Source organism: Nitrosomonas communis, assembly GCF_001007935.1.
In the GTDB taxonomy this organism is placed as follows: Bacteria; Pseudomonadota; Gammaproteobacteria; order Burkholderiales; family Nitrosomonadaceae; genus Nitrosomonas; species Nitrosomonas communis.
This window is the reverse complement of sequence record NZ_CP011451.1, coordinates 2,404,261-2,421,895: the sequence shown is the minus strand read 5'-3', so window position 1 is coordinate 2,421,895 and position 17,635 is coordinate 2,404,261. Positions and strand designations below refer to the sequence as shown.

General features: G+C 44.1%; 12 protein-coding genes and 1 pseudogene. 5 read left to right on the top strand and 8 right to left on the bottom strand.

Going from position 1 to position 17,635, the window contains the following annotated elements:
* The first annotated feature begins 1 nt into the window (after position 1).
* The 3 genes from uca to AAW31_RS10970 all read left to right on the top strand — a co-directional run bounded on the left by uca (position 2) and on the right by AAW31_RS10970 (position 6,450).
* Positions 2–3,628, top strand: coding sequence for an urea carboxylase (uca, locus tag AAW31_RS10980; RefSeq protein ID WP_046850256.1), 3,627 nt, complete (start codon positions 2–4; stop codon positions 3,626–3,628).
* A gap of 2 nt (positions 3,629–3,630) precedes the next feature.
* Positions 3,631–5,445 carry an allophanate hydrolase gene (gene atzF, locus AAW31_RS10975; RefSeq protein WP_046850255.1) on the top strand — a complete coding sequence of 605 codons (1,815 nt, stop codon included), beginning with the start codon at positions 3,631–3,633 and terminating at the stop codon, positions 5,443–5,445.
* Between the two features lie 138 nt (positions 5,446–5,583).
* Positions 5,584–6,450 (top strand): YicC/YloC family endoribonuclease, encoded by an 867-nt coding sequence (locus tag AAW31_RS10970; RefSeq protein WP_046850254.1) that lies wholly within the window; start codon positions 5,584–5,586, stop codon positions 6,448–6,450.
* Between the two features lie 118 nt (positions 6,451–6,568).
* On the opposite strand, the gene AAW31_RS10965 is transcribed toward AAW31_RS10970, so the two are convergent.
* Both AAW31_RS10965 and AAW31_RS10960 read right to left on the bottom strand, forming a co-directional pair.
* Positions 6,569–7,855 (bottom strand): c-type cytochrome, encoded by a 1,287-nt coding sequence (locus tag AAW31_RS10965; RefSeq protein WP_046850253.1) that lies wholly within the window; start codon positions 7,853–7,855, stop codon positions 6,569–6,571.
* On the bottom strand, positions 7,852–8,616 hold the full coding sequence (locus AAW31_RS10960; RefSeq protein ID WP_052752210.1) for a c-type cytochrome: 765 nt from the start codon (positions 8,614–8,616) through the stop codon (positions 7,852–7,854). The genes AAW31_RS10965 and AAW31_RS10960 overlap by 4 nt, the downstream gene beginning before the upstream one ends.
* 633 nt (positions 8,617–9,249) lie before the next feature.
* Between AAW31_RS10960 and AAW31_RS23905 the strand changes: the two are divergent.
* Positions 9,250–9,847 (top strand): annotated as a pseudogene (locus tag AAW31_RS23905) (transposase); the annotation flags it as partial.
* 271 nt (positions 9,848–10,118) lie between these two features.
* On the opposite strand, the gene rpmE reads toward AAW31_RS23905, so the two are convergent.
* The 3 genes from rpmE to trxA all read right to left on the bottom strand — a co-directional run bounded on the left by rpmE (position 10,119) and on the right by trxA (position 12,229).
* Positions 10,119–10,331 carry a 50S ribosomal protein L31 gene (rpmE, locus tag AAW31_RS19955; RefSeq protein WP_074665799.1) on the bottom strand — a complete coding sequence of 71 codons (213 nt, stop codon included), beginning with the start codon at positions 10,329–10,331 and terminating at the stop codon, positions 10,119–10,121.
* A gap of 165 nt (positions 10,332–10,496) precedes the next feature.
* Complete coding sequence (gene rho, locus AAW31_RS10955; RefSeq protein ID WP_046850252.1) at positions 10,497–11,756, bottom strand: transcription termination factor Rho; 1,260 nt, start codon at positions 11,754–11,756, stop codon at positions 10,497–10,499.
* A 146-nt stretch (positions 11,757–11,902) separates the two neighbouring features.
* Positions 11,903–12,229 (bottom strand): thioredoxin TrxA, encoded by a 327-nt coding sequence (gene trxA / locus AAW31_RS10950; protein ID WP_046850251.1) that lies wholly within the window; start codon positions 12,227–12,229, stop codon positions 11,903–11,905.
* Between the two features lie 346 nt (positions 12,230–12,575).
* Here trxA and mltB point away from each other — a divergent pair, with 346 nt between their 5' ends.
* On the top strand, positions 12,576–13,592 hold the full coding sequence (gene mltB, locus AAW31_RS10945) for a lytic murein transglycosylase B (RefSeq protein WP_046850250.1): 1,017 nt from the start codon (positions 12,576–12,578) through the stop codon (positions 13,590–13,592).
* A 156-nt stretch (positions 13,593–13,748) separates the two neighbouring features.
* Here the strand turns inward: mltB and AAW31_RS10940 are convergent, their stop codons facing one another.
* From AAW31_RS10940 to AAW31_RS10930, 3 genes are all read right to left on the bottom strand, one after another.
* A complete protein-coding gene (locus tag AAW31_RS10940; protein WP_046850249.1) occupies positions 13,749–14,855 on the bottom strand; it encodes an ABC transporter ATP-binding protein in 1,107 nt (368 codons plus the stop codon).
* A gap of 3 nt (positions 14,856–14,858) precedes the next feature.
* Positions 14,859–16,376, bottom strand: coding sequence for an ABC transporter permease (locus AAW31_RS10935; protein ID WP_082110566.1), 1,518 nt, complete (start codon positions 16,374–16,376; stop codon positions 14,859–14,861).
* Between the two features lie 167 nt (positions 16,377–16,543).
* Entirely contained in the window at positions 16,544–17,560 is a 1,017-nt protein-coding gene (locus AAW31_RS10930; RefSeq protein ID WP_082110425.1) for a Fe(3+) ABC transporter substrate-binding protein, read from the bottom strand.
* Between the last annotated feature and the right edge of the window lie 75 nt (positions 17,561–17,635).

Genomic DNA, 17,635 nt, shown 5'->3' with positions numbered 1-17,635 from the left:
TATGTTTAATAAAGTGCTCATTGCCAATCGTGGCGCAATTGCTTGTCGTATTATCCGCACACTCCGCCGGATGGAGATAGCAAGCGTAGCCGTTTATACCGAAGCGGACGCTTTATCACGGCATGTCATCGAGGCGGATGAGGCTCACTGTATTGGTAGTGGCATCGCGGCTGAAAGCTATCTGCGCGCAGATAAAATACTAACGATTGCTCGGCAAACTGGCGCGCAAGCGATTCATCCAGGCTATGGCTTCCTCAGTGAGAAAGCTGATTTTGCCGAGCAGTGTGCTGCGCATGGGATATGTTTTATCGGCCCTACTCCGCAGCAAATGCGCGCCTTTGGCTTGAAACATACTGCCCGGGCCCTGGCATTGCAAAACCAAGTTCCCCTTCTGCCGGGAACCGATCTGTTGGAAAATCTCGAAGCAGCCTGCCATCAGGCCAAGCATATTGGTTACCCGGTCATGTTAAAAAGTACTGCCGGCGGTGGCGGCATAGGCATGCGTCTCTGCTGGAATCAGGATGAACTGGTTGACGCTTATGAATCGGTCAAAACACTCGCACAAAACAATTTCAAAGATGCCGGATTATTTCTGGAAAAATATGTCGACCAGGCTCGCCATATTGAAGTGCAGATTTTTGGTGACGGTAAGGGCCAAGTTGTGGCGTTGGGCGAGCGCGACTGCTCCATGCAGCGGCGCAACCAGAAAGTCATCGAAGAAACACCTGCCCCCAACCTCCCTCCTCCCCTGCGTCAGGCGTTACTGGAAACCGCGGTGCGCCTCGGCAAAGCAGTTAATTATCAATCTGCCGGTACCGTCGAATATATTTTCGATGCTGTTAATAGCCAGTTTTATTTTCTTGAAGTTAATACCCGTCTACAAGTCGAACACGGGGTCACCGAGGAAGTTACCGGTATCGATCTGGTAGAATGGATGGTGCGGCAAGCAGCGGACGATCTCCTCCCGCTCGATTCTTTTATAATCAAACCACAGGGTGCTTCTATCCAGGTACGCATTTATGCGGAGAATCCTGCAAAAGATTTCCAGCCTTCCAGCGGCACCTTGACCACGGCGGAGTTTCCTACTGCTGCCCGGGTGGAAACCTGGGTCGAGCGAGGGATAAACATATCAGCGTTTTATGATCCCATGCTGGCTAAAATCATTGTGCATGCACCTGACCGGGAAAAAGCCATTGCTCATCTCCTTACAGCGCTGGATCACACGGCATTGCATGGGATTGAAACCAATCTCGCTTATCTCAAACAGATTCTGCAAAGTACCCTATTTCGTAATGGGCAAGTGAGCACTCAGTTTCTTAATGATTTCCATTATCAGGCACACAGCATTGATGTCCTGAACGCGGGTGTACAAACCATGATACAGGATTATCCTGGGCGAATCGGTTACTGGAACGTAGGCGTTCCTCCTTCAGGGCCAATGGATAGTCTGGCCTTCCGTCTTGCCAACCGGCTAGTGAATAATACCGAAGATAAAGCCGGGCTGGAAATCACTCTGGCGGGGCCGACATTGCGTTTCAATTGCGCTAGCATCATTGCCATCTGTGGCGCTCCTATTGATATATTATTGGACGGTAAGCCCTTACTCCAGTGGCAATCTCATCTCGTCAAAGCAGGTACACTCTTGCAATTTGGCAAGGTTAAACAAGCGGGCAGCCGAGTTTACCTGGCAGTACAAGGCGGCTTTCAGATACCTGATTACCTTGGCAGCAAAGCTACTTTCACACTCGGTCAGTTCGGTGGGCATGCAGGACGTGTGCTCCGTGCCGGGGATGTGCTGCATATTCACGTGATGGAGTCTTCTCAGCCTTTCCTTCCACAGTATCTGCCACAGGAATGGGTTCCTGATTATACGAACCACTGGGAAATCGCGGTATTGTATGGTCCACATGGGGCGCCCGATTTCTTTACCGAAGCAGACATTGAACATTTTTTTGCCGCTGAATGGAAAGTCCATCATAACTCCAGTCGTACCGGGGTGCGCCTCATCGGTCCTAAACCACAATGGGCGCGTATGGATGGCGGCGAAGCTGGGCTGCATCCTTCCAATATTCATGATAACGCCTACGCGGTTGGCGCAGTTGATTTTACCGGCGATATGCCGATCATCCTTGGTCCTGATGGCCCCAGTCTGGGTGGCTTTGTTTGTCCGGTTACCATAGCTTATGCAGAGTTATGGAAAATTGGCCAGCTTAGACCAGGCGATAGCCTCCATTTCCGCGCAATAGCGATGGAAGATGCGCTTGCGCTGGAGCAACAACAGAACTTGCTGATCCAGCATCTTCATGCCGATGGAAATATCTCAATTTCTACTCAATCTGCGAAGCTGGAAAATCCCGTTTTGCATCGTATTTCTGAGAGCAAAAAACAGGTGCAAGTAACTTATCGTCAGTCTGGCGATAAATATTTGTTAATCGAATATGGTCCGCCTGTGCTCGATCTTAATTTACGCTTCCGGGCTCATGCTTTGATGACATGGCTACAGCAACGTATCGACAGCGGTGAGCTTGCTGGTATCCTGGATCTGACGCCCGGCATTCGCTCCCTGCAAATCCATTTTGATTCACGACGATTAACGCGCCATACGTTAATGACTCTTCTGATGGCAGGTGAAAACGAGCTGCCCGCAATCGATGATATGGAAGTACCGTCCCGCATCATCTATCTACCTTTATCCTGGGATGACGCCGCTACGCGGCTCGCTATTGAAAAATACATGCAATCGGTCCGCAGCGACGCACCGTGGTGCCCAAGTAATATCGAATTTATTCGCCGCATTAATGGCTTGGAGAGCATCGAAGAAGTTCAGCATATTGTATTTGCAGCGAGCTATTTGGTCATGGGGCTGGGGGATGTTTATCTGGGCGCACCGGTCGCGACCCCGCTCGACCCCCGTCATCGTCTTGTCACCACCAAATACAATCCCGCACGTACCTGGACACCTGAGAATGCTGTCGGGATTGGCGGTGCCTATTTATGCATCTATGGTATGGAAGGCCCGGGCGGCTACCAGTTTGTCGGTCGCACCGTACAAATGTGGAATCGCTATCGCCAAACCGCCGATTTCAAGGAAGGCCGTCCCTGGTTACTACGTTTCTTTGATCAAATCCGTTTTTATCCCATCAGCGAAAGTGAACTCCTCACACTGCGTAACGATTTCATTACCGGACGTTTCAAGCTACGCACGGAAGAAACGGTTCTGAATCTGAGTGAATACAACGCTTTTCTGCAGCAACATGCTGCCAGTATCCATGCATTCAAAGCTAAACAGCAAGCTGCGTTCGAAGCTGAACGCCAACGCTGGCAGGCTAATCACTTAGCTCAATATATCAGTGAAGATGTACTGGAAGAAGCCGATGCACAGAGCGAACTCGACTTACCAGAAGGTGCGCAAGCTGTCACTTCTCAAGTAACAGGCACAGTCTGGAAGCTGCTGGTCAGGGAAGGAGAACCCGTAGAAGCAGGAAAACAGCTGATCATGGTCGAATCCATGAAAATGGAATTCTCGGTAGATTCGCCTGTCACGGGCACCGTGCAACAATTATTCTGCAAACAAGGGGGATATGTATCTGCCGGTCAAGTACTACTCATTATTCAGGAAGAAGTGTGACAATGGAAAAATTTTATCCGCTCAGTGATATTGTCTCTTTACTGCAACGCTACGCAAGGGGTGAGTTATCCCCCACTCAACTGGTAGAGAGGATTCATGTTGAAATTCAACATGATCCGGACCATGTTTGGATTACTCCACTTCCACTGGAGTCCTTGAAATATTATGCAAGCCAGGTAGAAGCAAAGGGAATGGCGGAACTCCCGCTATATGGGATTCCCTTTGCCATCAAGGATAATATTGATCTTGCCGGTGTACCGACCACGGCTGCCTGCCCAGCTTTTGCCTACACACCCTCTCGCAGCGCGACGGTTGTGCGCAGATTGATGGATGCTGGCGCCATTCCTATCGGCAAAACCAATCTGGACCAATTCGCCACAGGCCTGAATGGTACCCGCTCTCCCTATGGTGCTTGCCGCAATGCGTTTAACCGTGATTATATTTCCGGCGGTTCGAGCTCAGGCTCGGCGGTTGCTGTCGCCAAGGGGCAGGTATGTTTCAGTCTTGGCACCGATACCGCAGGCTCGGGCAGGGTTCCTGCCGCTTTTAATAATTTGATTGGTTATAAACCGACAAAAGGCTGGCTTTCAGCGCATGGCCTGGTGCCAGCCTGCCGCTCCCTCGATACCATATCAATTTTTGCATTGACTGCTGCTGATGCCGCGCGCATTCTGGAGGTTTCTGCTGGCTACGATGCTGAAGATATTTATTCCAGGCAAAGAGAAGAATATAACTTTGACTTTGGTGCAGTTTCCCATTTTCGCTTTGCTGTTCCGCGTAGGCAGCAATTGCAATTCTTCGGTAACCTTGAAAGTGAGCGGTTGTTCTATGAGGCAGTCGCCTCGATGCATACGCTGGGTGGAGAAGCGATTGAAATCGATTTTGAACCTTTTCTCGAAGCTGCCCGCCTTCTCTATGAAGGCCCTTGGATAGCCGAACGGTATACAGCGATTCAGTCATTTTTCGAGTCCCAAGGCGATCAAATCATTGCGCCGATACGCGAAATTATCTCAGCTGCGAAACAATACTCCGCCGCTGACGCCTTTAAAGGATACGATCAATTGCGTCGGATTAAACAGCAGGCAGATCAGATCTGGCAAAGGGTTGATTGTTTGCTTTCCCCCACTGCCGGCACGATCTATTCTGTCCAAGCCATGCAGCAAGATCCGATACGTCTCAATACCCATCTGGGTTATTACACCAATTTCATGAATCTGCTCGACTATACAGCCGTCGCTACCCCTGCTGGTTTTCAACATAATGGGCTTCCTTTTGGTATTTCGCTGGTGGCACCTGCTCACCAGGATATGCCCTTACTGCATCTTGCGCACCGTTTGCAAGCGCTCTACTCACTGCCTTTGGGTGCGACGGGTATTGCGTTACCTAAAACTCATTTCCCTGACGTACTTCAGTCTAGTCAGATTCGTATCGCCGTTTGTGGCGCACATTTATCCGGCCTACCGCTAAATGAACAATTGACTACTCGCCAGGGCCGATTAATAACCAGCACCACGACTTCCTCAGACTACAAGCTCTATGCATTGCCAGGCCAACCACCTCAACGTCCTGGCTTAATTCGAGTAAATGAGAATGAACGAGGCTTCGCTATTGAATTGGAAATTTGGGAGTTGCCGGCACGCAAATTTGGCAGCTTTGTCGCCCTCATTCCAGCACCGTTAGGTATCGGCACTATTACCTTGGTAAATGGTGAAACAGTGCAAGGTTTTCTCTGTGAACATTATGCCATCAAAAAAGCTACTGATATCAGCCATTTTGGTGGATGGCGCAACTATCTCCAACAATTAGCCCATCCATAAACTTACTCCTCTGGGTTCATCCGTTTTAATCGACTCGTTGATGAGGAGAAAAAGCATATTAAAAGATTCATGGCTTTCAACTGACCAACCTTCTATACTGACTCATATCAAGATTATTATTAAGGTAAGGAAAAACTCATGATAGCCAGCATGACAGGTTATGCCGTTATGTCTAAGGAGATTGCACATGGCTCCCTAACGCTAGAACTACGCTCGGTTAATAATCGCTATCTCGATATTCAGTTCCGTTTGCCAGATGAATTCCGCTTGCTGGAACCCGCAATGCGTGAGCTCCTGAATACTCAGTTAAAGCGAGGGAAAATTGATTGCCGTTTAACCTTCATGCCGTACGCTAAAGTAGATTTACCTCAACAGCTCAATGAGCCGTTATTAAGTAGATTAATAGAGCTGAACAACACGGTTAAATCAGCTCTTTCGGATGCAAAAAGCCTGACTGTAGCAGACATTTTGAGTTGGCCTGACATATTGAAAAGCGATATGGCGTCTACTCCAGCACTACATGAAGCTTGCATGGAATTACTTCAGGCGACTTTGAATGAGTTTATCGCTACGCGTGTTCGTGAAGGAGAAAAACTGAAGAATACATTGCTGGAGCGTCTGCGCCAATTACGCCAATTGACAACGGCGCTCTCACCGCGTATTCCAATGTTACTCGCTAATTTTCAGGAAAAGTTAATAACACGTTTGCAAGAAGCAAAAATAGATGGTAACGATGATCGTCTTCGGCAAGAGCTAATATTATTTGCCAGCAAAATTGATATAGACGAGGAATTATCACGATTACAAACTCATCTAGATGAAGTGGAACACGCCTTATTAAAGGGAGGGTGTGTTGGCAAACGGCTTGATTTCTTAATGCAGGAACTTAATCGGGAGGCTAATACTCTTGGTTCAAAATCTGTAGACATAGAAGTTTCAAAAATTTCTGTGGAACTAAAAATATTGATCGAACAAATGCGTGAGCAAGTTCAGAACATTGAATGATATAAAATTCTATTCCATTTCTAAATCAGAACTGGCTTTGTCGACTTCACCTTGCCGTATGATTGATACTGCCTGCAGCTCACCTTCGTGTTATGTTTGATTTGGAGATGGAGTTATCTCATTGTGCGCCTTTTCGGCTTCTATCAACTTGAACTGAGGTGATTATGCTCCCGCGGTTACCCCATGCATTACGGATATACGACAATACTAATGCGATCTCTTCATCATTCAAGATGTGTGCAAACGGCGGCATGCCGTAAGGACGTGGATTACTTGCCGTGACTGGTGCGTAACCGCCGTATAGAATGCTACGAATCACGTTAATCGGGGACGCTAGTGTGACGCTACGGTTGCCAGCCAACGGAGGATATGCCCCTGGTGCACCTTGCCCGAAGCTTCCATGACAATCCTGACAGTGTGTCTCGTAGATCTTGTGGCCATGCTGGAGCTGCCTGTCAACCTCCTCCGTAAGCTCAGGAGCGATTCCCCTTGAATGGGGAGCGGTCTTCGGTAAAGACTGCAGATAGACTGCCATAGCATGCGCATCATCTTTTGACAAATGCTGAAGACTTTGACTGACGACAGCTGCCATCGGCCCTGTTGTGATCGCACGGGATGACAAGCCTACCGTGAGTAGTTGAACGATTTCGTGGATCGGCCAATCGGAAGTGCTTGCTTCTTGCAGCGAAGTCAGGGATGGCGCATACCAGTTAGAACCCATGAGCTGTCCTCCCCCCAGAATTTCGCCCTGACTTGCACCCAGCGGATTCCGAGTTGTGTGGCAGGCATTGCAATGCCCGAGTCCTTGCACCAGATATGCTCCTCGATTCCATTCATCGCTCTTTCCAGCTTCAGGCTGGTAAATACCTTGCTCGAAATAGAGGGCTCGCCAGATATAAATGAGCGGACGGAAATTAAAAGGGAAATGGATCTGGTTCGGTGGGTTTTGTTGTTGAATGGACGGGAGAGATTGAAGATAGGCGAAAATTGCATTGGAATCCTCGCGAGTGATTCTTGTATATTCCGTGTATGGAAAAGCCGGATACAAAAGATCGCCATTGCGTCCCTTGCCTTCATGCAGCGCCCGCCAGAAATCCTCCTCATTCCAGAGACCAATACCGGTTTGCTGGTCAGGTGTAATATTAGGTGTTATGAATGTTCCGATAGGCGTCTCAAGAATATGTCCTCCAGCGTAGGGCTGCCCGTTTTGTCCAGTATGACACCCCATGCAATTGCCGATATGTGCAAGATACGCGCCTCGTGCTTGCTGTACCTGTTGTTCCACAATGTTATCTTCTAGCTTTGCCACTGCAGACTTTTCACTCACAGGAGAAAAACCGATCGAAACCAGAAATACAGCGAGGATTAATCCAACTACTGCAGCGGAGATGACAGAGCGCTTCATTGCAGTGCGGGAGATGGCATGACAATACTACTGCAACGTCTAGCCATTTTTTCAGAGAGGGCTGCAGAATGCTCCTGCTTGAGGAGTGCTTCCGAAACCGGCTGTGCAGCCAACCAAGTTGCTATGACATTCGCCTCCGCAGTAGTAAGCTGTTTTGCAATTTCTGACATGCAGTCAGAGGTTTGGCCCCGCATCATACCGCCATTCTGCCAGCTACCAAATTGGGCGATTATGTAGATACGTGGCAGGCCTAGCAAGCCAGGGATAAAAGGCGCTGTTCCCATTAAATCCTTTCCATGGCATTCAACACACGCGGGAATTTCTCGGGCAGGATCACCCTGAAATATAAGCTTACGGGCCAGTTCGATGTCGGCGGAAGCAGAACTCATCGGCTCAGGGGGAGGAAAAATCTGTTTCAGCGAAGCAAAATATGCAGCCATGTCCCGCAGGTATTGATCAGGCAAACCTTTCAGCAGCCAAGCCATGGGTTGATAATGACGCCTACCATCTCTGAAATTGCGTAGCTGATTAAAAAGATAACCTTCCGGCTTGCCAGCGATGCGCGGATAATACACATCTCTACCTTTCTTATCCTCCGGACCATGGCAAGTGATACATGCTTTTACGCGTTCCGCCATGGTATCGGGAACATTGACTGGCGGTATGTCTGCCGCGGCAGCGAATTGGAAAAAAAATAAAAAAACGAGCGGAGCAAGGCATATCATATTACCACCACTTGTTTTTTTACCTGTTTTTTCCATAAAAATCACCCAAGATGAGAGTAATAGCCAATAAAGTATGGTTTATTCAGCCTGTAAATAACACATTGAGCAAGTATCTTACCCGGGATCATAAAACCAAATATTGAAACAGTCATCAAGAAAGCCAGTTTTTTGATCAAACACTTCTACCAACTTAGTTTAATTCCCACTCCATTCCTTTATTCAAAAGTTTTTATCAGAGATATTGTATTTGTATTTCATTAAGAATATCCATATAGAGAATACGTTCTCTGCAAAAAACAAATCTATAATTCACTTGATTCTTTAAAGTGGCGTTTTACTTAACTCTTACAGACGATTGATTTTAATATTATTTATAATAATATTAAGGTTTTTAAACTATTAGACCTAGTTATTATAAACATTTGATTTTTTATGTTTCATAATACCGGTACAGATAATAAAATTAAGTAATCAAATAAGAAATCACTTGTTTCTTTAAAGGACACAATTGCTTATTATTTCGTCTCCAAATCAAATATAATACGAAGGCGAATCGCAGACAGTATAAATAACGTAAGTTCGGGATAAGAAAAGCAGCAAAAGGAATCTGAATTCCTTATGATGAAGTTATCTTGGAAAAGAATTTCATCCTTAGAGGGGCCAGATTCAATGGATACTATAACGATTTTTTGCGTGATTGACGACTTTTGTAAAGAGTTTGAGCCGAGCTGGGATTAGTACTTGTCGGATTCATCGCTGAAACGGCGTCGGCGACGAGCATAACTGTGTTTAAGTGACAGTCATGACCATCATGGTGGGATTTCATCTGTCCGGCTATCGGACGTTTAAACACTATTATTTAGGTGGTGAGGTGTTGAGGCATCAGTCTTGTTTTCGAAGATTAGTGAGCTACAACCGCTTTGTTGAGTTTATTGCAAGGCAGCCTGGCGCCCTTGTGCTACTTTCTGACCGGCCGCTTTGGACAATGTAGTGGAATCAGCTGCATTGATTGATCAAGATCAGTGCGTGTCACAACCGCCACATTGGATCTTATAAAGTTAATGGCAGAGTTTACTGCCCGGGGAAAGACAGCTTATGGGAGCCGCCAATGGCCCGTTGTAAGATACTTGCAAATCGAGCATTCCCCTCATCGCACCCCATTTAATTACTTTGTTAATCTGATGCCGGGCTGGTGGCTTACACTTTTCGAGAGAAGAAACTCTCGCTTGATATCAGACTCCCTCAAGCTCTTTCAGTTGTGGTAGCGCAATCATTATATCGAACTCACGTTAACCTAGTCTTGATTTTGCTTAATTGGACAGTTGCTCTGTATATTAGAACACATGAACGATTATTGTTGTATTCAATTACAGAATTTTCAGCGCGAATGAGCTTGTTTTGATAAGCACATTCAACGCTATATTAATAAGTATTGTATGTGCTTTTTCAATCGGCGCTGTTGACAGAAATAAACGTTAAATTTTGGAAAAATTTAAGAAAAGAATAAATTACCCAATCACAATATAACGGTTTAATATTTATTTTTGTACTGGTTTTCCATACTTGCGATTAAATTTCTCAACTCTTCCGGCAGTATCTACAATCTTCTGTTTTCCGGTATAAAAAGGATGACAAGCCGAACAAACCTCTACATGCAAAGGCTTATTTAAAGTAGAACATGTCTTAAAGACATTACCACAACTGCATGTTATTGTTATTTCTTGATAATTTGGATGGATTTCTGCTCTCATATTTTCTTTCGTCCTTAATTCTCAGACCAAATCTCTGGATTATAAATTAAAAAAACGGGGTATTATCCTTTATTAAAGGGCTGGGCGCAACTTTGGAAGGCTCATGTTTCTTTCAATATCAATGCCATCGTAAAACAAACTTAAAGATGTAGTAACAAAAATAATTTATACACGCCGCATTGAATCAAAAAAATCAGCATTACCTTTTGTAGCTTTAATCTTGTCAAGTAGAAATGACATTGCGTCCATCTCATCCATTGGATAAAGTAGTTTTCGCAATATCCATATCTTCTGTAAGATATCCTGCGGAAGCAACAGCTCTTCTCGGCGAGTACCCGAACGGTTAACATTAATGGCAGGATAAATACGTTTCTCTGCCATACGCCGATCAAGATGAATTTCCATGTTGCCAGTACCTTTAAACTCTTCGTAAATGACATCATCCATACGTGAGCCGGTATCTACGAGAGCGGTAGCAATAATGGTAAGAGAACCTCCTTCTTCTATATTCCGTGCAGCACCAAAGAAGCGTTTTGGGCGCTGCAACGCATTGGCATCCACCCCCCCTGTTAATACTTTGCCGGAAGCAGGTGCAACCGTATTATACGCACGAGCTAAACGAGTGATAGAATCAAGTAATATCACCACATCTTTTTTATGCTCCACGAGGCGTTTAGCTTTCTCTATGACCATATCGGCTACTTGAACATGTCGCATGGCAGATTCATCAAAAGTAGACGAAATCACTTCGCCTCTGACTGAGCGAATCATTTCTGTCACCTCTTCAGGTCGCTCATCAATTAATAACACCATTAAGATGACATCAGGATGATTAGCTGCTATTGAATGCGCAATATGCTGCAACATGACTGTTTTTCCGGATTTTGGGCTTGCAACTAATAAGCCCCGCTGCCCCTTCCCTATGGGAGCAATCAGATCAATAATCCGGCCTGTAATGTTTTCCTCAGATTTAATATCACGTTCTAATACCAAACGTTCAGTAGGAAACAATGGTGTCAAATTTTCAAACAGAATTTTTCGTTTGGAATTTTCTGGCGGCTCATTATTGACCTTGTCAACTTTGACTAAGGCAAAATACCGCTCTCCATCCTTCGGGGGACGAATCTCCCCATCGACTGAATCACCGGTATGCAAATTAAAGCGCCTAATTTGACTAGGTGAGATATAAATATCATCCGGTCCTGCCAGATAAGAAGTGTCAGGTGAGCGTAAAAACCCAAAACCGTCCTGCAAAATTTCCAGTGTTCCTTCTCCAAAGATACTTTCATTTTTACGTGCCTGATTTTTTAGTAACGCAAAAATCAGATCCTGTTTTCGCAAACGATTGGCTCCCTCAATTTCATTGGCAACAGCCATTTTTATCAATTCGGAAACATGAAGACTTTTAAGATCAGATAAACGCATGAAGAAACTCGTAAAAAATGATTGGGATAGAAAATGAAGCTAAAATAATCAGGAAGAGGAGTAACGCCAATAGGAAAAGTCAAGTTTGGAGCAATACTCTTTCAGCTAAAGCTTATAGAGCGCTTTTATTAGGTAAGTCTAAGATTTTATAGATGACTGTCAATGAATGCTGTCAATTGAGACTTTGAAAGAGCACCCACCTTGGTTGCTTCAATATTACCATTTTTGAATAACATAAGGGTAGGGATGCCACGAATTCCATATTTTGGAGGAGTCGCTTGATTTTCATCAATATTAAGTTTTGCAACTTTAAGTCTACCACTATACTCATTCGCAACTTCATCAAGAATTGGGGCAATCATTTTGCATGGTCCACACCATTCTGCCCAATAATCAACCAATACTGGTGTGGTTGATTGTAGTACTTCCGCTTCAAAAGTGGCATCTGTAATATAATGAACATGTTGGCTCATGAAATCCTCATTCAAATTTTATTTTCAAGTTAATATTGATCAATAGTGCAATGCACTAATGAATAGATCTGTCATGCATGACAGCCAATCGAATCAAAGCTGAAATAGAAGTGCGCAAGCTTGTGATTGTTATACTATAGAAAATTCCGGCAAATGGGAAGTGTTGTCATACATTACAATTAAACTTCTATAAAGCCTACGTAAGACTAACAATACTTAAGAAGCTGACATTAAATCATAAACTGGCGGTTAGCCCCAGTTTTATTAATGAAGTTTATTTTACATACAAAAAGATGAAGCAGAATCTACTTATCTATTTAATTATTCCAACAAGAGGCGAATAATCATGCATTTAATCAAGCGTAATTATATCCGTCAAATATTGAGCATGCTTATTTATTTGTTCTTGATTTTCTGGAGTATGGCGCTTATTGCATCTCCTTTACGTCAGGAAATAAGACAGTTTATTGATGAAATGGTTGCACAACATGGATTCAATCAATCCAAACTTGAAGATATATTTAATAGGGTGCAATTCCAGCCAACTATCATTGATTTGATTTCAGTACCCGCTTCCTCCATACCTTGGAATAAATATCGCGCCCGTTTTATCAATCCACAGCGCATAAAAAGCGGCGTCAATTTCTGGAATGAACATGCACAGAAACTGGAGCAAGCAAGTCAAGTATTTGGCGTTCCTGCAGAAATTATTGTTGCCATCATTGGCGTTGAAACTGCCTATGGTACAACGACAGGTAAACATCGCGTTATAGACACATTGACCACTTTAGCATTTGATTTTCCAAGACGCGCTGATTTTTTTAAAAATGAGTTGGAACAATACCTGTTACTGGCACAGGAGCAAAATTTCGATTTATTCAGTATCAGAGGTTCTTACGCAGGAGCCATTGGTTTTCCACAATTTATGCCGGGAAGTTATAGGCGTTATGCCATAGATTTTGATGGTGATGGAAAAACTGATTTAGCAAGCAATGCAACTGATGCAATTGGCAGTGTCGCCAATTATCTCAAGGAATACGGGTGGGAAGCAGGAGGACCCACCATCGCACGCGCACACATACCTATTGGCAGTAATCATTATCAAGAAATTTTGCTTGCAGGCATTGAGCCTATTCATCCAGTAAAAAAACTTCGTGCAGCCAATATTATCCCGCTGGAAAAAACAAGCGATGAAAGATTAGCAGCACTTATTGAATTAAAAGATGATGATACGCTTCAATATTGGCTTGGTTTTCAGAATTTCTATGTTATTACACGATATAATCGCAGTACTTTTTACGCAATGTCAGTGCTGCAGCTTGCCGAAGCAATCCGTGCCGCACGAAATTCAAGTCTGCGATAAACTAGTCACTTAGCTATGAATAGTGTAATTTCAAGATGGTTTGTGCGCCAGGCTAGTATCTTCAGCTGCCGAAATAATTTTCAGAAGTTAATTTAATTCTCGGCTAATCAATGTATTTTATTGCCACCTGCAAGCTTTAACCGTAATCTATCCCCATTAGGGATGGAATGTTCGCGATTCTTGAACATCTGTATAATTTTCTTTTTTAAAAACTACGAGATGATCAGCTTCTAACCTGATACCGATTTTCTCACCAATCGCATGATTATGATGACTCGAAATGAGCGATAATAGAGTCTTGCCACTGGCTAATTTTAACGTATAAAGAATCTCGGCACCTCGAAATGCTTTATGGGTGACCATGGCTTGTAAAGTACTTTGTTGATCGTACACAATATCGTCTGGTCGAATTAATACCTCTACTTCACTTCCGGCATGATAAATCGCGTCATCTAATTGGTACTGATGATAAATTTCTTCCGTTAAAATACCTAGTTCTATTTCAATCTTTTCAAGGGAAAGCACTTTCCCGGGGAGAAAAATACCTTGCCCGATAAAATTGGCGACAAAACGATTGGCAGGACGATGATATAAATTATAGGCTGTATCCCATTGCATAATTTTGCCTTGATGCATAACGCCAATTACATCTGCCACAGAGAAAGCTTCGTCTTGATTATGCGTTACCAGAATGGCAGTAATATGCAGACTTTTTAGAATATCGCGTATTTCTAAACTTAAACGCTCCCGCAAGGTGACATCCAGATTAGAAAAAGGTTCATCTAGTAGTAATAAATCAGGATGAGGCGCCAGTGCTCGGGCTAAGGCGACACGTTGTTGCTGCCCGCCGGAAAGCTCATGAGGATACTTGTTAGCCTCTTCTGCAAGACCGACAATTTGTAGCATCTCAGCTACACGTTGCATACGCTCAGTCGGATGACTGCGGTGCAATCCAAACCCTACATTTGCTGCTACTGTCAGATGAGGAAACAAGGCATAATCCTGAAATACCATACCAACATGTCTTTGCTCGGGTGGAAGACTAAAGTTAGCACGACTCACCACCATGCCGTTAAGTAATATTTCACCTCCCATTAATGGTTCAAAGCCTGCAATACAGCGTAATGCAGTGGTTTTCCCACAACCGCTGGGTCCTAACAAGCACCCGATCTCTCCTTTTCTTAAATCAAACGATAAATGACTAATGGTTGTCTGCTTACCATAAGCATGTTGAATTTGATCTAATTTCAGTAAGGTATCCACAAGCTACTTGTCTGTTTGTCGCATCAGTAAAATAATAGGCACCAATCCCGCCAAAACTAACGTCACAGCAGGTAATGCAGCCTGCTGCCATTCACCCTCTGAAGTCAATGAAAAAATACGTACAGCCAATGTATCCCAGCCAAAGGGACGAGTCATCAAAGTAATGGGCATTTCTTTCATGACATCTACGAACACCAACGCAGCAGCGGTGAATATTCCGGTTTTCAACATGGGTAAATGAACACTTCGAAGCACAGCCCAACCGGTTAAACCAAAACCCATCGCTGCCTCATCTATACTGCGCGTAATACGTTGCATAGCACTGTCTATAGGATAGTGAGCAACAGCAAGAAAGCGTGTCATGTAAGCTATCAGCATGACACCGACTGTGCCTTGAATCAATAAACCAGCTTCAATTTGAAACAGAGTTAATAGCCATTCATTTAACTGATCATCTAACCAGGCAAGGGGAATAAAAATACCTACTGCTAATACGGCACCTGGCAGAGCATAACCTATCGTTGCAATACGGACTGCGATTCGAGTGAACGTATTAGAATAAAGGCGAACTGCATAAACTAATAATATGGCAACAAAACAGGTAATCAGTGTGGCCATGGCTGATAACAGAAGTGAATGCAAGAGAAATTCCAGATAACGTTGATCAAAGCTCTGCATTAAAGAATGAGCAGCCCAGCCACTCAATTGCATGATGGGCAGCACAAATGCAAAAAATAAAACACTTGCAGCAAAGCATATAGCTGTACACGCTTTCCAACCTGAAAGTACGATACGATCAGCGTGTGAACTTCTCTTTGTTTCAGCGAAACGCATTCGCGCTCGAAATTGTTGTTCAATAATAATGAGTACAAAAACCAGGGTGATCAGTAATGATGCAAGCTGAGAAGCCGCAGGTAAGGAAAACATGCCAAACCATGCTTTATAGATCGCCGTGGTAAATGTATCGTAATTAAATACAGAAACGGTCCCGAAATCTGCAAGCGTTTCCATGAGCGTCAGCATGATACCGCCTGCAATCCATGGGCGAGCCATCGGCAGCGCTACTTTGAAGAATCCTTGTTTACGGTTAAGGCCCAGCGACTGAGCCACTTCTAGCAAACGCTTTCCTTGCGTTAGAAAGGCATTGCGTGCCATTAAATAGACATAGGGATAGAAAGCCAGAATCATAACAACTGTTACTCCCCCTCTTCCGTATAAATCAGGAAACCAGGGTAACTCTGATCCCAGCCAAGTGCGTAAAGTTGTCTGAATAGGACCAGTATAATCAAACAAACCGTGTACAATAAATGCAGTCACATAGGCTGGAATGGCTAGTGGCAGCAACAAAGCCCAGGAAAAGAACCTGCTGCCCGGAAACTGATAAATTGCGGTAAGCCACGCAAGGCTGACACCCAACAATGACGTCCCAACCACAACTCCCACTGAGAGCCAAAATGTGTTGATTAATAAGGTAAAAAGTGCAGTATCAACAAGATGCTTCCAGACATCGTCCGTTGGCATGAGAAATGAAGAGAAAACAACAACGACAGGAATAAGTATCAGTGCTGCAACGAGAAACGGAATTAGCCGCCAGAAACTTGCTTTGTGGTTTAACAAGGGGCGGCTAATTTCTGGATTCTTATTTTCTACTACAGCATATTTTTCACTATTCACATGTACCTACTAGATTATCGATAACCCGCACGATCCATTAATTTTATTGCTGCTGTTTGCAACTCCCCTGCTTTGGCTAAGTTCATTGGGTTTTGTTTAAACTCTCCCCAGGCTGCAACTATTTTACTGGGCTTAACCTTAGGATTAACAGGATATTCCATATTGACGTCAGCAAATAAATTTTGCGCTTTCTCTGAAGATAAAAATTCCAGCAATTTGATGGCTGCATGCTCATTCTTGCTGAATTGAGTAACGCCAGCTCCTGAAATATTGACATGCACACCACTATTTTTTTGATTGGGCCAGAAAATAGCTAAAGGTAAATTAGAATTGCTTTCCATCAATCTGCCATAATAATAAGTATTAACCAGAGCCACATCGCATCGTCCTGCTGCTACAAATTCGAGCGTTCTCGTATCATCAGACAAAGGCTCAGTTGCAAGGTTATCGACCCAACCTTTCACAATTCTTTCAGTTTCAGCTTCCCCATGCTCGGCAATCATCATTGCAACAAGCGATTGATTATAAACTTTTTTTGAGGTGCGCAAGCATAATCTTCCCTTCCATTTCGGATCTGCCAGATCCTCATAGGTAGAAAGCTCTGACGGCTTTACTTTTTGCGTATTGTAGACGATAGTGCGAGCCCGCACCGAAAGACCAAACCAATGCCCTTGCGGATCTCGTAAATGAGCAGGAATATTTGCTTCCAGTATAGAAGAAGAAACAGATTTTAATAGTCCCGCCCGTGCGGCTTCCCATAAATTCCCTGCATCTGCAGTAATGAGAACATCGGCCGGAGTTCTCTTTCCTTCTGCTTTAAGTCTGGCCAATAAAGCGCCTTCCTTGTCTGTCGTAAATTTAACCTGAATGCCTGTTTCTCTGGTAAAAGCATCAAACATCGGTTTGATAAGTTCTTCAATTCTTGCTGAATACACTACGACCTGCTCTGCCTGGGCTACATTGATTACCAGCAGGGAAACAAAACAGTATGTAATGACCAAAAAACGTTTAATCGAAAATAGTTTGCACATTTATTTAAATATAAAGCATGAGAATGTCAGAAAGTAAAATCATAGCTTACAAAGTTTTCAACGATTATACTATGA

What these genes read in the sequence shown, in the direction of transcription:
- uca (WP_046850256.1), top strand. Translation starts at nt 2, where the DNA reads ATGTTTAATAAAGTGCTCATTGCCAATCGTGGCGCAATTGCTTGTCGT.
- atzF (WP_046850255.1), top strand. Translation starts at nt 3,631, where the DNA reads ATGGAAAAATTTTATCCGCTCAGTGATATTGTCTCTTTACTGCAACGC.
- AAW31_RS10970 (WP_046850254.1), top strand. Translation starts at nt 5,584, where the DNA reads ATGATAGCCAGCATGACAGGTTATGCCGTTATGTCTAAGGAGATTGCA.
- AAW31_RS10965 (WP_046850253.1), bottom strand. Translation starts at nt 7,855, where the DNA reads ATGAAGCGCTCTGTCATCTCCGCTGCAGTAGTTGGATTAATCCTCGCT.
- AAW31_RS10960 (WP_052752210.1), bottom strand. Translation starts at nt 8,616, where the DNA reads ATGGAAAAAACAGGTAAAAAAACAAGTGGTGGTAATATGATATGCCTT.
- rpmE (WP_074665799.1), bottom strand. Translation starts at nt 10,331, where the DNA reads ATGAGAGCAGAAATCCATCCAAATTATCAAGAAATAACAATAACATGC.
- rho (WP_046850252.1), bottom strand. Translation starts at nt 11,756, where the DNA reads ATGCGTTTATCTGATCTTAAAAGTCTTCATGTTTCCGAATTGATAAAA.
- trxA (WP_046850251.1), bottom strand. Translation starts at nt 12,229, where the DNA reads ATGAGCCAACATGTTCATTATATTACAGATGCCACTTTTGAAGCGGAA.
- mltB (WP_046850250.1), top strand. Translation starts at nt 12,576, where the DNA reads ATGCATTTAATCAAGCGTAATTATATCCGTCAAATATTGAGCATGCTT.
- AAW31_RS10935 (WP_082110566.1), bottom strand. Translation starts at nt 16,376, where the DNA reads ATGCCAACGGACGATGTCTGGAAGCATCTTGTTGATACTGCACTTTTT.
- AAW31_RS10930 (WP_082110425.1), bottom strand. Translation starts at nt 17,560, where the DNA reads ATGTGCAAACTATTTTCGATTAAACGTTTTTTGGTCATTACATACTGT.